Origin of the sequence: Romboutsia ilealis, assembly GCF_900015215.1 — a bacterium.
Taxonomy (GTDB): Bacteria; Bacillota; Clostridia; order Peptostreptococcales; family Peptostreptococcaceae; genus Romboutsia; species Romboutsia ilealis.
The window spans coordinates 497,419-513,735 of sequence record NZ_LN555523.1 but is presented as its reverse complement, the minus strand read 5'-3'; the positions used below and the strand labels follow the sequence as shown (position 1 = coordinate 513,735).

Here is a 16,317-nt window from a genome sequence, read left to right as displayed (position 1 = left end):
TCACCTACTTAATTTTAGAAACTATAGCATTCCATTCACCTAAAGATTGTACTTCTATAATCTCAAGTCCATTTTCCTCTAAAGAGGCTTTAACCTCATCTACTTTAGCATGTATTATTCCTGATGATATGAACACTGCATCCTCTTTCATAAAGTTTTTAATATCTTTAGCTAATATTTTTATTATATCTGCTATTATATTTGCTACAACTATATCAGCTTTATCGCTTACAACTTCCATAAGGTTTCCGTGTAATGCTTTAACCTTATCTTCTACTTTATTTAATTCTATATTTTCTTTAGATACTTTAACAGCTACCTCATCTAAATCTACTGCTAATACATCATTAGCACCAAGTTTTGCTGCTGCTATAGCAAGTATACCACTACCACAACCTATATCAAATACTTTAGAATCTTGTTTAACATACTTTTCTAATTGTTGTATACACATACTAGTTGTTTCATGTGTACCTGTACCAAATGCCATACCTGGGTCTAATTCTATTATTAAGTCTCCTTCTTTAGCTTCATATTCTTCCCAAGTTGGTTTAACTACAACTTTTTCACCTACTTTTGTTGGTTTGTAGTAATTTTTCCATTCATTTGCCCAATCTTCTTCATCAACTTGAGATATTTCTACTATAGCATCACCTACGTCTATACCAAATTCTTTTAATCCATTTATTTTTTCTTTTATTAAATTTATATCTTCTGTTACATCTCTTTCTTCTGTTATGTAAGTTTTTATTATAACTCCATCATATCCACTATTGAATATTTCTTCTTCCACAAAATCCCAATCATATTCATTTTTCTTTTGGAATTTAAAATCTTTTGGATCTTCTATTGATACTCCACCCACGTTTTGTTCATATAATATATTTGTTACAGCTTCTACTGCCTCAGTTGTCGTTTTTATTGTTATTTCAGTCCACTTCATCTACTGATACCTTCCTTTGTTATAATTTCGTATTTTAAGTAAATTTTATTATATCATATTTATTATTATCTTTAGCAATATTCTTTTATACTTTTGCTATCATTATTTTATAATACTAAAATTTACGTATTTTACTCAACATAAATCCAATATATTTGTTTTATACTAATGTAAATAAAAAATTAACTTATTTCATATATACAACAACTTCATCCGTTACTTAAAATAATCTTTACGTTCAAAACTAGTTTATTGATATTAGTTACACTCCTAAGTTATCTATATTTTTTAAAATATTATTATATCCTTAAACATAAAAAAAATAAAATTAAGAGGGAACTAATAGCACCCTCTTAATTTTATCTTTTTTATTTATTTTACCTTAAATGTAGAACATATTGTTTCTGTATATATTTTTGTATCATGCCCATTAACTTGTATAGTATCTGCAGTACATAATTTATTATCGTTATAAGCACATTTCTCAGCACTGCATACTATACAATCACAAGGTCCATCTGTATTAGTATTATTAGTCAAAGTTGAATATTGTCTTTTATCAAGAAAAGAACCACAGCAAGTTTCGCATGCATCAGTTACACCTTTACCTCCTACATCTATACGATTTGCATAACAAACTCCAGTACTATTATGAGAACAATTATCAACATTACAATTTATTTTATTCATATTTATACCTCCTATATGTTTTATATTTTATTTAGAAAAATATCTATCTAATAGACCTTTAAAAGCTCTACCATGTCTAGCTTCATCTTTGCACATTTCATGAACAGTATCATGTATAGCATCTAAGTTATGCTTTTTAGCGAGCCCTGCTAATTCTTTTTTACCAGAACAAGCACCAAACTCAGCTTCAACTCTAGCTGATAAGTTAGATTTGGTATCAGGCATAACAACTTCACCTAATATCTCTGCAAATTTTGCAGCATGTTCTGCTTCTTCATATGCGATTCTTGTATAAGCTTCTGCAATTTCTGGATATCCTTCTCTATCGGCTTTGGGAGCCATAGCTAAATACATACCAACTTCAGTACATTCTCCTACAAAGTTTGCTCTTAAACCTTCTATTATATCTTTATCTATATCTTTTGCTATTCCAATTCTATGTTCATCTGCCCATTGCATTTCGCCTTGAACTTCTTCAAATTTATCTGCTCCTACTTTACAAATAGGACAGGTTTTTGGAGGTGCATCACCTTCATGTATGTATCCACATACCGTACATATGTATTTTTTCATTAAATCACCTCAAGTAATATGTTTATTTATACATAATTATTATTAGTATAAATAAAATTTATATTCATAATTTTGATTAAAGTATTTTCTATCTATGTAATATTTGCTTCTATACATATTACATAGATAGAAAATACAACTAAAATTTTCAAATTAAACTAAATATTTATTACATTTAACTAATAATCTATACTATTATTAGTTAAATGTAATAAAGCATATGGGGGAGATTGTTATGTATAGAGTTGAATCATTAAAATTATTTGATGATATTAGTAAAGTATCTAATAAATATAAATCTTGGCATCTTAAAGATGATAAAAACGAGGTAAAAGATAATAGAAAATTAAAAACACTATTAAACTATCATAATTCTAGGTTAGATCATATAAAGGAAAAATATGATTTTTTATCTTATCAAACTAAAAATGAGTTAAAAAATAAAAATAAAGATGAACTACATAAAATATTAAATGGATTTAATAATTTTTCTTATAAAAAGTTTTCAGTTCTAAAAAATATTAATATTGAATCTACTACAGTTAAAGCTGTCATGTTTTCAACAATAGATGAGCTATTTCTTATAAATGAATCTATAAGAAAAAAAGATTATTTTGAAAACAAAAACTTATATTTTGATATATATGAAAATGTAGCTTTAAATTCATTTATAACATTTTTATCATTAAGAGACATGAATATAATTAAACAAGAAGACCTAAATGATTTATCGCAGGCTATATTTACTCAAATTCAAGCTATAGCCATTTCTTCTATATAAAAAATTCGCTTCGCTCATGTCGCCAACGACTTCGTCCGTTGCTCGAGCCACTGCGTGGGCGAAGTATTTCAAAATCTTTTTTACGCTCAAAACCAATTTGTTGATATTACTTACATTCAGAATTTATCCACATTTTTTTTAAGTATTATAATATCCTTAAGCGTAAAAAAGTTCTAGGATAATCTCCTAGAACTTTTTCTTTACTTTTTTTTAAATAAATTTTCTATCTTTTTTCCAAAAGAACTCTTTTTTTCATGAACTTCTTCTCCACACTCCGCAGCAAATTGTCTTAAAAGCTCTTTTTGCTTTTCATTTAGTTTCTTAGGAGTATCAACTATAACTTTTACATATTGATCCCCCCTAGAGTTTCCTCTAAGTTTTGGAATTCCTTTTTCTCTTAGTCTAAATACAGTTCCTGTTTGAGTTCCTTCTGGTATAGTATATTTAACCTTACCATCTAATGTTGGAACTTCTATTTCGTCACCTAATGCAGCTTGACTAAATGTTATAGGCATTTCAAAGTATATATCAAATCCATCTCTAGTAAACAGTGAATGAGGTTTTACATTTACAACTATATATAAATCTCCTCTTGGACCACCTTTGCTTCCAACTTCACCTTGACCAGATAGCTTTATCATTTGACCATCATCGATACCTGCAGGTATATCTACTTCTATGGTTTTTACCTTTCTAACGCTTCCCTTACCTGAACACTTTGTACATGGAGTTTCTAAAACCTCTCCTTCTCCACCACAAGTTGAACAAGTTCTTGAACTTGCTATATTACCAAATGGAGTTCTCTGCACTGTTCTAACTTCCCCTTGACCATTACATGTAGGGCAAGTTTTTTTAGATGTTCCAGGTTTTGCTCCGCTACCATGACATTCATTACACTCTTCACTTCTATTTACTTTTATAGATGCTTTTTTACCAAATGCCGCTTCTTCAAAGCTTATATTTACAGTTTGTTTTATATCGTCTCCACGCTCTGGACCTCTTCTTCTAGGTCTTGAACCACCACCAAAACCTCCTCCAAATATATCTCCGAATATATCTCCAAACATATCTTCAAATCCGCCACCGCCAAAACCTTGACCTCCGAATCCACCAAATCCACCTTGACCATTTACACCTTCATGTCCAAATTGATCATAGTTTTGTCTTTTAGTTGCGTCTGATAACACTTCATATGCTTCATTGACTTCTTTGAACTTTTCTTCTGCCTCTTTATTATCTGGATTTCTATCTGGATGGTATTTCATAGCTAGTTTTCTATATGCCTTTTTTATCGTTTGTTCATCGGCATTTTTATCTACACCTAATACCTCATAATAATCTCTTTTAGTACTCAATTTTGTCACCACCTTAAATTTACAAAAACTCGCTTCGCTTAAGCGACGTGTCGGCGATACACTTCATATCGCAAACGATATATCCTTGTTACAACTGCGGATATATCCGCCTATTAAACAAAAACATAGCTTGTAGAATATCAATACTACAAGCTATTATCATTATTTTAAGCATTCAATTTCATTATTAACGATACGATGCTTATGAAAAGATATTCTTTTCTTATATATTAATTATATACAAATATGTCTATATTTGTAACCTATTTTTCATCATTTACTTCTGTAAAATCAGCATCAACTACATTATCATCTTGTGGTCCAGCTTGTTCTTGACCAGCATTAGCTTGTTGCTCAGCTTGAGCTTGTTGATACATTTGCTCAGATATCTTATGGAACTTATTCATTACTTCATCCATAGCTTTTTTGATTTCTTCAGCAGTAGCATTTTCTCTTTCTTTAACAGCTTTTAATTCAGCTATTGCAGATTCTATTTGAGATTTATCATCAGCACTTACTTTATCACCAAGTTCATTTAATGTTTTTTCTGTTTGGTATATAGTAGAGTCAGCTTGATTTAATGCTTCTATCTTGTCTTTCTTTTGCTTATCAGCTTCAGCATTCATTTCAGCTTCTTTTACTTTTCTTTCTATTTCTTCTTCACTTAAGTTAGTTCCTGAAGTTATAGTTACTTTTTGTTCTTTTCCAGTTCCTAAATCTTTAGCAGTAACATGAACTATACCGTTAGCATCTATATCGAAAGTAACTTCTATTTGAGGTATTCCTCTTGGTGCTGGTGGTATATCAGTTAATTGGAATCTACCTAAAGTTGTATTGTCATAAGACATACTTCTTTCACCTTGAAGTACATGTATATCAACAGCAGTTTGGTTGTCTGCAGCAGTTGAGAATACTTGTGATTTCTTAGTTGGTATTGTTGTATTTCTTTCTATTATCTTAGTCATTACGTTACCCATAGTTTCTATACCTAAAGATAATGGAGTAACATCAAGAAGTAATAAATCATTAACTTCTCCAGTTAAAACACCAGCTTGTATAGCAGCACCTGCAGCAACACATTCATCTGGGTTTATACCTTTGTGTGGTTCTTTTCCTATAAACTTCTTAACAGCTTCTTGAACAGCTGGTATTCTTGTTGATCCACCAACTAATAATACATCATCTATATCAGATGTAGAAAGACCAGCATCTTGTAATGCTCTTCTTGTTGGTTCCATAGTTTTTTCTACTAAGTGAGCAGTTAATTCATCAAATTTAGCTCTAGTTATATCTATTGTTAAGTGTTTTGGACCTTCAGCAGTAGCTGTTATGAAAGGTAAGTTTACGTTAGTTGTCATTGTTGATGATAACTCTTTCTTAGCCTTTTCAGCAGCTTCTTTTAATCTTTGAAGAGCCATTTTATCATTTCTTAAGTCAACACCTTCAGTTTTCTTGAATTCTTCAGCTAAGTAATCTATTAATACTTGGTCAAAGTCATCTCCACCAAGTCTGTTGTTACCTGCAGTAGCTAAAACTTCAAATGTTCCATCACCTATTTCAAGTATAGAAACGTCGAATGTTCCTCCACCTAAGTCAAACACTAATACTTTCTTTTCTTGATCTAATTTATCTAAACCGTAAGCAAGAGCTGCTGCTGTTGGTTCATTTATTATTCTCTTAACATCAAGACCAGCTATTCTACCTGCATCTTTAGTTGCTTGTCTTTGAGCATCTGTAAAGTACGCTGGAACTGTTATAACAGCTTCTTTAACTGGTTGACCTAAGTAGCTTTCAGCATCAGCTTTTAATTTTTGTAAAGTTATAGCTGATATTTCTTGTGGAGTATATTCTTTACCATCTATATCAACTTTGTAATCTGTTCCCATGTGAGTTTTTATAGATATTATTGTTCTATCTGCATTTGTAACTGCTTGTCTTTTTGCAGGTTCTCCTACTATTCTATCACCATCTTTAGTAAAAGCTACTACTGATGGAGTAGTTCTCATACCTTCTGCATTTGTTATAACTTGTGGTTCTCCACCTTCAAGTACTGCAACACAAGAGTTAGTTGTTCCTAAATCTATTCCTATTACTTTTGACATAATACTTTTCCTCCTATACATATATCTATATATAAATCTATTTATTGATTTATTTACTATTTTTATTTTTTTAATTAATTAAGGTTTATATTTACAAAATAAAGTTTGAATTTAATTAACAAGAAACCTTAACCATACTTGCTCTTAATACTTTATTTCCTAGTTTATATCCTTTTTGAAGTACCATAACAACTTTATTTGGTTCAACTCCATCTACATTTTCTTGCATTACCGCTAAATGTAAGTTAGGATCAAAATCTGCATCTTGTGCTTCAATTTCTTCTAAACCAAATTTTGTTATCATATCTTTTAATTGCTTATAAACTAACTCTACACCTTTAAACATAGTATCTTCTTTATCTGTACAAGCTTCTAATGCTCTTTCCATACTATCTATAACAGGTATTAATTCATTTAGCATTTTTTCATTAGCAAATATACCTATAGTTTCTTTTTCTTGTTGAGTTCTTCTTCTGTAGTTTGCATATTCTGCTTGAAGTCTTTTATATTGATCATTAAGAGCATCCATCTCGTCTCTTAAATTTTTTTCTTCAAGCTTTTCTTCTATATCAACTACATTCTCTTGACTCTCTTCAGTAGTTTCTTCATTTTTAACTACTTCTTCTTGAGCGTCATCTTTAACTATTTCTTCTTCTAAGACAGTATCCTTATGTTCCAATACACTGCACCCCTCAATTTATTTTTGATTAAATAATAAATTAATATAATTTACTATTGCATAAATCCTTGCATAATCCATTCTTGTTGGACCTATAAAGCTTATCTTCCCTACTAAGTCCTTATCAATATTATATGTTGCTGTAACTATACTACATTCTTTAGCTAGCTCAAAGTCATTATCACTACCTATTATTATGTTTACATTATCCTTTTGTATTCCTTTTGATTTTAACATACTATCTATTGTTTCTTTTTTTTCTATCATATTTAAAAATGATTTAGCTTTTATTATGTCATTAAATTCTGGATAGTTAAATATGTTAGTTGCACCATTTAAAGAAAATACAAATTCTTCTTCCGACATATTGAAGTTAAGAGCATCTATAAGTCCATCTATTAAATTAGAATATTCACCTATTTCATACTTTATAAATGCAATTAATTTTTCATCTATATCTACTATACTTTTACCTAATAATTTTCTAGTTAGATTATCAGATATTAGATTTAATTTAGATTGATCTAAATAAACATTACTAGTTAAATCGACCTTTTTAATATCACCGTTATTAGTTACAACAATCAGTAATATTTTATTATCATCTATACTTACTAATTGTATGTACTTTATAACATTTTGATTATTTAAACTTTTAGCTACAGCTACTGTTGTATAATTAGTTAATTGAGATAATAACTTTGATGTTTCTTGAATTAAGTCTTTTATATGGCTTACATTATTTTGTATGCAATCTTGAATTAATTTTTTTTCTTCATTGCTTAATTCGCTTTTACTCATAAGCATATCTACATATAACTTATATCCTTTTTCTGACGGAACTCTCCCTGCAGAAGTATGCGGCTGTATGAGATAACCTAATTCTTCTAAATCAGCCATTTCATTTCTTATAGTAGCAGCACTAATTCCTAAATCATGTTTTTTAGATATGGTTCTAGATCCTACCGCTTCGGCAGTTTCTATATAATCTTTAACTATAGCTTTGAGGATATTTAGTTTTCTTTCGTTCAGTTTCATTTCATGCCTCCTCGCTGTTAGCACTCTTTAAATCCGAGTGCTAAAAAGATTATATATATTATATATCATTATTTTTCAGCGTTGTCAATAATTTTTAATTAATCTATAAATTCCACAAATACAGTATTAGATATTTCTCTTCCTCTTTGAGTTAAAATTATATTATTATTCTGCTCTATAATTAAATTTAAATTCTTTAATTTATCTAAAATATTATTATATCTATGTTTAAAATCTATATTAAACCTTTTATAAAATTCATCTAAATTAATTCCTTTATTCATTCTTAGCCCCATAAATATAAATTCTTCCATCTCATCTTTTTTACTTAGTATATTTTTTTCTTCTATAGGTCTTTTGTCATACTCTAAGCATTTATTATACCCTTTAATATCACAAATATTACTATATCTATAATTATTTATGTAACCTGATGCCCCTGGCCCTAACCCCAGGTAATTATCACATTTCCAATAAACTATATTGTGCTTACATTCGTATCCTTCTTTTGCATAATTAGATATTTCATATTGATGATATCCATTCTTATATAAGGTATCTATTGTATAGTTATATATATTTATATCAACTTCTTCATCATTAAGTTCAAACTCTTTATTTAGATACATATCATAAAATTTAGTTCCCTCTTCTAATATAAGTGAATACGCAGATATATGTGACGGATTTAAATTTATTATTTTATTTAAAGTTTCTTTCCATTCATCAAATGATTGATTTGGAAGTGAATACATTAAATCGACATTTATATTATTTATGCCTACTTCTATTGCATCTTTATAATTTTTTTCAAATTGCTCATATGTATGTATTCTACCTATGTACTTTAGGTGATGGTCTTGAGTAACTTGAAGTCCCATACTTAATCTATTTATTCCTAAGGATTTTATAGCCTTTAATTTTGCTTTATCTAGAGTTCCTGGATTACATTCCATAGTTATTTCAGCATCTTTTCCTATATTAAAATTGCTATATATATTTTCCATAAGAGTAGTTAATTCCTCAGGAGTTAGAATACTAGGGGTACCTCCACCCAAAAATACACTAGTAAATTCTTTATTTTTAAATTCTTCTTTATATAATTCCATTTCTTTTCTAATGCTTATTAAATAATCTGTCTTCTGATTCTTTTCTTCTATTTTATAAGAGTTAAAATCACAATAGTTACATTTTTGTGCACAAAACGGAACATGTATATATAATCCTAACATTTATTTCTCCTTATCCATTTATTCTCTTATATTATACCAATATTTTCATAATACTATCATCTATTTTAAAGCTATTATAAAATAAATTTTACAATAGCATTTTCATTTATTATTAGAATTATTATAACATTTTATATAGTATAATTTTCTTGTATTCTCAGCAATTTTATTAACTATATTTATATATTCTTACATAAAATTTTATATTTATACGACTTTATAAATTAATCATATTTTGAAAATGTATTATATACTATGTATAAATTAATTTTTTAACTTTACTTATACCTAATATTAATGTTATATCAAAAACATATATTATAACAAATTATAATATTTTAATTTATAAATTTAATATCATCATGATTTTATTATACGAAAAATATAAAAGAGGAATTTATATAAATTCCTCTTTTATATTTTATTTATTTTTACTTGTTATTGAATATACAGGTATACCTATTAATGTTAGTATTATACCTCCTAAAGCAATTAATGTAGCTGTTAGTAATTGATTTATTATAACAAATAAACCTCCTATTATTGCTATAGCTGGTATAATTGGATATAAAGGTACTTTATAAGGTCTTTCTAAATCAGGTTTTTCCTTACGAAGTTTAATAACACCTATAAATGTTAGTACATAGAATATCCATATTGTAAAAACAGTTAAGTCAGTTAAAAGGTTAAATTGTCCAGTTAATGCATATAACGATGCTAGAATAGCTATTAGCCAAATAGAATTCGAAGGTACTCCACCTTTATTTAATTTAGCTAAACCATTACTAAATGGCAATGTTTTTTTAACTGCTAATGTATAAGCTACCCTTGGTCCTGTTAATAAATATCCATTAAGCGCTCCAAACACTGATATTAATATACCTACTGTTACAATTTTACCTCCTATATTACCAAAAATTCTTTCTGCAACAAGTGCAGCTGGTGCTGTAGCTGCTGCTAATTCTGAAGCCGGAGCTACCCATAGATAAGCTAAGTTTATAACTATATATACAGCCATTACTATAGAGATACCTCCCACTATTGCTTTTGGTAAATCCTTACCTGGGTCTTTCATTTCTCCAGCTAATGCTCCAACATTTATCCAACCATCATATGCAAATAAAGTTGCTATTAATACTTGTCCTAATGCTCCTCCTACAGTCGCACCAGGTCCAACTAAAGGTTGAAGTATAGGATTTCCATTACCTTTTATAAACCCAAATATTATTATAACTATTAATGGTACAAGTTTACCTACTGTAGCCACAGTTTGTATTACACCTCCTAAAGATGAACCAACTGTATTTAAAAATGCTATAAATAATATTGTTACTATGGCTATAACTAAAACCATAATCATATTTGCATCTGGATTATATCCTAGTAATTCAAGTATTTGTTTTGCAAATATTACTGCTAAGGCTGCTATAGTTCCTGGAAAAAATAGTACAGTTTGCATCCAACCAGTTAAGAAACCTAATTTCTTACCATAAATTTCTTCAATATATACCATCATACCGCCTGTCTTTGGTATTGCAGCTGAAACTTCTGCTGCTGTTAATCCTGCTGTTATTGTTATGATACCTCCTATTACCCATGCTATCATTCCAAGCCCTGGTCCACCATTAGTCGCTGTATATATAGCTTGAGGTTTAAAAAACACTCCTGAACCTATAACTACTCCTATTACTGTTGAAAGTGCTGCTGATAAACCTAACGTTTTTTTAAGTTCATTATTCATTAAGCTCCTCCTTATGATATTTATATTATTTAGGACTTAACTGGTTTTACGATATTATTATTCCCACTTTCTGATAAAAAATTAAAATTTAATTTACTTATATAATTAATATCATATTTTTACTAAAAAATGAGCTTCGCTTAATCGGCATGTCGGCAAAAATACTTCATATCGTCAACAACTTCGTTCGTTGCTTAAGCCGCAGTGTTGGCAAAGTATTTTAAAATCTATTTTACACTCAAAACTAGTTTATTGGTGTTAATTAAATTCAGAATATATTCATATTTTTTAAGTATTATAATTTACTTAAGAATAAAAAAGACCTAAGTTTTAAACTTAAGTCTTTTTATCTTTTATTCATCTAATTTTAATACTGACATAAATGCCTTTTGTGGAACTTCAACAGATCCTATTTGTCTCATACGCTTCTTACCTTCTTTTTGTTTTTCAAGAAGTTTCTTCTTACGAGATATATCTCCCCCGTAACACTTAGCAAGAACATCTTTTCTAAGTGCACTTATAGTTTCTCTAGCTATTACCTTATTACCAACGGCTGCTTGTATAGGTACTGCAAACTGATGTCTTGGTATTTCATTTTTAAGTTTTTCACACATAGCTTTACCTCTTGAATAAGCACGAGATTCGTGAACTATAAAGCTAAGCGCATCTACTTGTTCTTTATTTATTAATATATCAAGTTTAACAAGCGTTGAAGGAACATATCCTTTAACTTCATAATCTAAAGATCCGTATCCTCTAGTTCTTGATTTTAATGCATCAAAGAAATCATATACAACCTCATTTAAAGGTAAATCATAATGAAGCATAACTCTCTTTTCATCTATATACTCCATATTTATCATAGTTCCACGTCTTTCTTGACATAATTCCATAACAGTACCTACATAATCTTTTGGAACTATGATATCACCTTTAACTATAGGCTCTTCTATCATTCTTATTTCACTTGGTTCAGGTAAGTTAGTTGGATTTTGTATCATTACTACTTCACCATCATTTTTAGTTACTCTGTATATAACAGATGGAGCTGTAGTAACTAAGTTAAGATCATATTCTCTTTCTAATCTTTCCTGTATTATTTCCATGTGTAAAAGACCTAAGAATCCACATCTAAATCCAAATCCTAAAGCTGCTGAAGTTTCAGCTTCAAATTCAAGTGCAGCATCATTTATTTGCATTTTCTCAAGTGCATCTCTTACATTTTCATATTTTTCACCTTCACCTGGATATATACCGCAATAAACCATTGGAGTTGCTTTCTTATATCCTGCCATAGGCTCTGCTGTTGGATTATTAGCATCTGTTATAGTATCACCAACTTGACAACTTCTTATATCTTTTATACTCGCTGCTATGTACCCAACATCCCCTGCTGATAATTCATCAAGTTCTCTTTGTCCTGGAGCCATTACACCAACTTCTGTTACTTCAAACTTTTTGTTAGTGTTCATCATTTTTATAGTCATACCTTTTTTTACGCTACCTTCAAATATTCTAACGTAAGCTACAACACCTTTATATGCATCATAATAAGAGTCAAATATTAGTGCTTTTAAAGGAGCTTCTTTATCCCCTGTTGGTGCAGGTACTTTTTCTACTATAGCCTCTAGTACATCCTCTATATTTAATCCACTCTTAGCAGATATAAGCGGGGCTTCACTTGCATCAAGTCCTATTATATCTTCTATTTCTGCTTTTATTTCATCAGGTCTTGCACTTGGAAGATCTATTTTATTTATAACAGGTAAAATTTCTAAATCTTGATCTAGTGCTAAATAAACATTAGCTAACGTTTGCGCTTCAACTCCTTGAGCAGCATCTACTACTAGTAATGCTCCCTCACAAGCTGCTAAACTTCTTGATACTTCATAGTTAAAGTCTACATGGCCTGGAGTATCTATAAGATTTAAGAAATACTCATTTCCATCCTTAGCTTTATATACTAATCTTATATTTTGAAGCTTTATAGTGATTCCTCTTTCTCTTTCAAGATCCATATTATCTAATAACTGATCTTTCATTTCTCTTTCACTAACAAGCCCAGTTTTTTGTATTAATCTATCAGCTAAGGTAGACTTACCGTGATCTATATGTGCTATTATACTAAAATTTCTAGTTCTACTTTGTTTATTGTCCACCTTTGTTCCTCCTTTTTTATTATCATAACTTTTATTTTATAATATATCCCCTTTTATGTAAATAACCGTTATGTTATAAAAACAAAAACTTATTTTTCTTATATAATTCTTCCTTAATTTGTATAATGTTCATTTATTCATTAAATATTTAAAAGTTCTTACATAGTAAAAATAAGACTTAAATATTTAAGTCTTATTTTTACTATCGTTATATAATTTTATTATTTTATCCTTTACTTTATATACTTCATTTATTTTTTCGCCAATATTAATTTTAATATCATCCATATTTATATCATATATAAAAGAATTCAAAAGATAAGCATCTGGACCTAACATATCTCTTGCACTTTTATCTATTATAAATATGCATATTAATAAATTTGTAGTCATAGCTAGAATAAATAAAGCTCTAAATACAATCTTAATTTTTCTTTTTCTTGATTTCTTGTAAATCTTCTTTTCTAGCCTACTCATACTTAATCTCCTAGACTATTATCTATTTTGCTTAAAGTATTCATCTAAAATTTCTGCTACGTATTTTACAGATGCTTTTGCTTCATCTGAACTAGTTCCATTACTTCCTATTTCTATAAGCATATGATTTTTAGCCATATATTGATTGAACTTACCATATTGCTTCTTTACTATAGGTAAAACCAATTCAGGGTATTTACTTTGAGCAAATTTAGTTATATCCTCAGCTAATTCTTGTACTTCATCTACATTAGTATTTTTCATACCTACAACAAAGAAAAATTTAGCTACTTTTTCACCGTTATAAGTTGTAGTCATTCTTTCATTCTCTTTTTGCATATCAGCATCAGTGTTAAGATCCCTTCCATCTCTGTGTAAATCTATAGCTATATTTATATTTTTATGATTATTTAACATTGATTTTACAGTTTCTAAACTACTTGCATAAGATTTTGTAAAATCTGGATAATCATGATATTTTGTACTATGTGCAACTCCCCAACCTTTTTGACTTAATTGCTCTGTTAACAGTGTTCCAACTTCAAGCACTGATTTATCTCTATTATTTTGTGAATGATAATTTCCTTCTGGAGAATCTGAATAAGTTTCCCCTGCATGAGAGTGATATATTAACATAGTAGGATCTTCTTTAGTTAATCTTATGTCATTTTTATATTCACTAGATGCCACAGATATATTTTCTTTATTATCAGATTTATTGTTTAATGTAGGAACATTTTCTTCTCCTATATGAACTTTTATATAATCTTTTTCTTTATTATTCGCAGTTTTATCTTCTTTATCTTTTTCTTCTTTAGAATTATCATTGTTTGTACTTGCCTCTGGATAAGATGACTCTATTAAAAACTTAAGAAATTCTTCTTTATCTATACTATAAGATATGATTGGTAAAACAAAAGTCAAAATACAGGCTATACTTATAATCTTCTTAGCTTTTCTTAACATATTTTTCCTCCTTAATTGGTTATTCTACCTGGATGGAGAGATCTATTTAATCCTTCGCTTATTATTATCGATAAATTCTCTATAGTTTCATCTATGTCTTTAGGTGTTACTATTAAATTTTTATCATATGGATCTAAAGACTCTTTTATAAGATGATACTTCTCATCTTCTTTAAGTTGTTTTAGCATATTATAGAAATTTTCGCCTTCATTTGATTGGCTCATTAAATTATCTATCGCTAAATCTAATACATCACTAGTTAATGTAGCAGCATCTACCACAGTCGGTACTCCTATAGCTATTACATCAACACCTAAATAATCTTTATTTAATGCTTTTCTTTTATTTCCAACCCCTCCACCTGGAGATATCCCAGCTGTAGATATTTGTATAGTTGAGTTTACTCTTTCCATTTTTCTCGATGCTAATGCATCTATAGCAATTACCCTGTCAGGTTTTATCATATCTACTATTGATTTTACAGTCTCACTAGTTTCTAAACCAGTTATCCCCATAACACCTGGGCTTAAAGCAGATACTTCTGTAAAATCATCATCGTAGTCTTTATTGTAATTTTTAAATATATGTCTTGTAACTAATGTTTTAGATACACTCTTCGGCCCTAATGCATCTGATGTTATATTCCAGTTACCAAGTCCTATTACTAAAGTTTTTTTAGTCTTATCCTCTCCTAGTATTTCTACTAATTCATCTTTCAAATATGTAATCATTTCTTCTCGAGATTCATCATCATCAAATTTCATAAGATTACTTTCTAATGTAACATATTTTCCTATACCCTTATTCATTATTTTAGATCCTTGTTCATCTATAACCTCAACTATCGTTACTTTACAGTTTTCTAAATCTTTATTTTCTATCTTTACTCCAGGTATTTCTGTTGATTTTTGATCATTTTCATATATTTCTTTTGCTTCTAGTGCTAAGTCTGTTCTTATATTAAACATATTTACCCTCCATGTATTAGTTAAATACTAATTATAATTCTTAACAAATTTTAGTATTTTATAACAATAACATGTAAATTTGTAATTTATTGAATATTTAACTCTCACGTTGTATACTATCTTTATGTAATATATAACTTAAAATAAAAAAAGAAATAATAATAAAACTTATAAATATTTATCCTTGATTTTTGATTTTATTTCTGTTAAAATCTAATATGTTGACGATGAATATAATAAAATAAACGAGGGGGTGAACCACGTGGCAAACATAAAATCTGCTAAGAAAAGAATAAGAGTTATCGAAAAGAAAACTGCTTTAAATAGAGCTAGAAAATCTCAATTAAAAACTGCAATAAGAAGATTCGAAGAAGCTGTTGCAGCTGGAAACAGAGAAGAGGCTGTTGCTAAGTTCCAATTTGCTCAAAAGAAAATATATCAAGTAGCTTCTAAAGGAACTATACACAAAAATGCAGCATCTAGAAAAGTTGCTAAGTTAGCTCAAAAATTAAACGGAATGAACGCTTAATTATCCGTTTCTTATGAATAGATACTAACCCTTGATAATATCAAGGGTTTTTATTTTATATATATCGGTTAAATCAAAAAAATC

The 16,317-nt window shown here is 28.8% G+C and carries 15 protein-coding genes; 2 read left to right on the top strand and 13 right to left on the bottom strand.

Annotation, left to right across the window (positions count from 1 at the left end; translation table 11 throughout):
• Positions 1-4 precede the first annotated feature (4 nt).
• The 3 genes from prmA to CRIB_RS02340 all read right to left on the bottom strand — a co-directional run bounded on the left by prmA (position 5) and on the right by CRIB_RS02340 (position 2,206).
• Positions 5-943: a 50S ribosomal protein L11 methyltransferase gene (gene prmA / locus CRIB_RS02350; RefSeq protein WP_180702950.1), complete on the bottom strand. Its 939-nt coding sequence runs from the start codon at positions 941-943 to the stop codon at positions 5-7.
• Between the two features lie 372 nt (positions 944-1,315).
• The gene (locus CRIB_RS02345) at positions 1,316-1,633 is read right to left on the bottom strand and encodes a DUF1540 domain-containing protein (RefSeq protein WP_180702949.1); all 318 of its coding nucleotides are present in this window, start codon (positions 1,631-1,633) and stop codon (positions 1,316-1,318) included.
• 27 nt (positions 1,634-1,660) lie between these two features.
• Positions 1,661-2,206 carry an NADH peroxidase gene (locus tag CRIB_RS02340; RefSeq protein ID WP_180702948.1) on the bottom strand — a complete coding sequence of 182 codons (546 nt, stop codon included), beginning with the start codon at positions 2,204-2,206 and terminating at the stop codon, positions 1,661-1,663.
• 235 nt (positions 2,207-2,441) lie between these two features.
• Here CRIB_RS02340 and CRIB_RS02335 point away from each other — a divergent pair, with 235 nt between their 5' ends.
• Positions 2,442-2,987, top strand: a complete 546-nt coding sequence (locus tag CRIB_RS02335; protein WP_180702947.1) for a hypothetical protein — start codon at positions 2,442-2,444, stop codon at positions 2,985-2,987.
• A 200-nt stretch (positions 2,988-3,187) separates the two neighbouring features.
• Here CRIB_RS02335 and dnaJ read toward each other — a convergent pair whose 3' ends face one another.
• The 10 genes from dnaJ to gpr all read right to left on the bottom strand — a co-directional run bounded on the left by dnaJ (position 3,188) and on the right by gpr (position 15,704).
• Complete coding sequence (dnaJ, locus tag CRIB_RS02330) at positions 3,188-4,342, bottom strand: molecular chaperone DnaJ (protein ID WP_180702946.1); 1,155 nt, start codon at positions 4,340-4,342, stop codon at positions 3,188-3,190.
• A 263-nt stretch (positions 4,343-4,605) separates the two neighbouring features.
• Complete coding sequence (gene dnaK, locus CRIB_RS02325; RefSeq protein ID WP_180702945.1) at positions 4,606-6,444, bottom strand: molecular chaperone DnaK; 1,839 nt, start codon at positions 6,442-6,444, stop codon at positions 4,606-4,608.
• 115 nt (positions 6,445-6,559) lie between these two features.
• Positions 6,560-7,123 carry a nucleotide exchange factor GrpE gene (gene grpE / locus CRIB_RS02320; protein ID WP_180702944.1) on the bottom strand — a complete coding sequence of 188 codons (564 nt, stop codon included), beginning with the start codon at positions 7,121-7,123 and terminating at the stop codon, positions 6,560-6,562.
• An 18-nt stretch (positions 7,124-7,141) separates the two neighbouring features.
• Positions 7,142-8,161, bottom strand: a complete 1,020-nt coding sequence (hrcA, locus tag CRIB_RS02315) for a heat-inducible transcriptional repressor HrcA (protein WP_180702943.1) — start codon at positions 8,159-8,161, stop codon at positions 7,142-7,144.
• Between the two features lie 98 nt (positions 8,162-8,259).
• Positions 8,260-9,393, bottom strand: coding sequence for a radical SAM family heme chaperone HemW (gene hemW, locus CRIB_RS02310; RefSeq protein ID WP_180702942.1), 1,134 nt, complete (start codon positions 9,391-9,393; stop codon positions 8,260-8,262).
• 421 nt (positions 9,394-9,814) lie between these two features.
• Positions 9,815-11,134: an APC family permease gene (locus CRIB_RS02305; RefSeq protein WP_180702941.1), complete on the bottom strand. Its 1,320-nt coding sequence runs from the start codon at positions 11,132-11,134 to the stop codon at positions 9,815-9,817.
• Between the two features lie 353 nt (positions 11,135-11,487).
• Positions 11,488-13,293, bottom strand: coding sequence for a translation elongation factor 4 (gene lepA, locus CRIB_RS02300; RefSeq protein WP_180702940.1), 1,806 nt, complete (start codon positions 13,291-13,293; stop codon positions 11,488-11,490).
• A 186-nt stretch (positions 13,294-13,479) separates the two neighbouring features.
• Positions 13,480-13,770, bottom strand: a complete 291-nt coding sequence (locus CRIB_RS02295; protein ID WP_180702939.1) for a hypothetical protein — start codon at positions 13,768-13,770, stop codon at positions 13,480-13,482.
• Positions 13,771-13,788: 18 nt separating this feature from the next.
• Positions 13,789-14,736, bottom strand: a complete 948-nt coding sequence (gene spoIIP / locus CRIB_RS02290; RefSeq protein WP_180702938.1) for a stage II sporulation protein P — start codon at positions 14,734-14,736, stop codon at positions 13,789-13,791.
• A gap of 11 nt (positions 14,737-14,747) precedes the next feature.
• The gene (gene gpr / locus CRIB_RS02285; RefSeq protein ID WP_180702937.1) at positions 14,748-15,704 is read right to left on the bottom strand and encodes a GPR endopeptidase; all 957 of its coding nucleotides are present in this window, start codon (positions 15,702-15,704) and stop codon (positions 14,748-14,750) included.
• 262 nt (positions 15,705-15,966) lie between these two features.
• Between gpr and rpsT the strand changes: the two genes are divergently transcribed.
• Entirely contained in the window at positions 15,967-16,233 is a 267-nt protein-coding gene (gene rpsT / locus CRIB_RS02280) for a 30S ribosomal protein S20 (RefSeq protein WP_071121232.1), read from the top strand.
• Positions 16,234-16,317 lie beyond the last annotated feature (84 nt).

Bases quoted from the DNA above. Each gene is read 5' to 3' on its own strand.
- prmA (WP_180702950.1), bottom strand. From the start codon at position 943: ATGAAGTGGACTGAAATAACAATAAAAACGACAACTGAGGCAGTAGAA.
- CRIB_RS02345 (WP_180702949.1), bottom strand. From the start codon at position 1,633: ATGAATAAAATAAATTGTAATGTTGATAATTGTTCTCATAATAGTACT.
- CRIB_RS02340 (WP_180702948.1), bottom strand. From the start codon at position 2,206: ATGAAAAAATACATATGTACGGTATGTGGATACATACATGAAGGTGAT.
- CRIB_RS02335 (WP_180702947.1), top strand. From the start codon at position 2,442: ATGTATAGAGTTGAATCATTAAAATTATTTGATGATATTAGTAAAGTA.
- dnaK (WP_180702945.1), bottom strand. From the start codon at position 6,444: ATGTCAAAAGTAATAGGAATAGATTTAGGAACAACTAACTCTTGTGTT.
- hrcA (WP_180702943.1), bottom strand. From the start codon at position 8,161: ATGAAACTGAACGAAAGAAAACTAAATATCCTCAAAGCTATAGTTAAA.
- hemW (WP_180702942.1), bottom strand. From the start codon at position 9,393: ATGTTAGGATTATATATACATGTTCCGTTTTGTGCACAAAAATGTAAC.
- CRIB_RS02305 (WP_180702941.1), bottom strand. From the start codon at position 11,134: ATGAATAATGAACTTAAAAAAACGTTAGGTTTATCAGCAGCACTTTCA.
- CRIB_RS02295 (WP_180702939.1), bottom strand. From the start codon at position 13,770: ATGAGTAGGCTAGAAAAGAAGATTTACAAGAAATCAAGAAAAAGAAAA.
- spoIIP (WP_180702938.1), bottom strand. From the start codon at position 14,736: ATGTTAAGAAAAGCTAAGAAGATTATAAGTATAGCCTGTATTTTGACT.
- gpr (WP_180702937.1), bottom strand. From the start codon at position 15,704: ATGTTTAATATAAGAACAGACTTAGCACTAGAAGCAAAAGAAATATAT.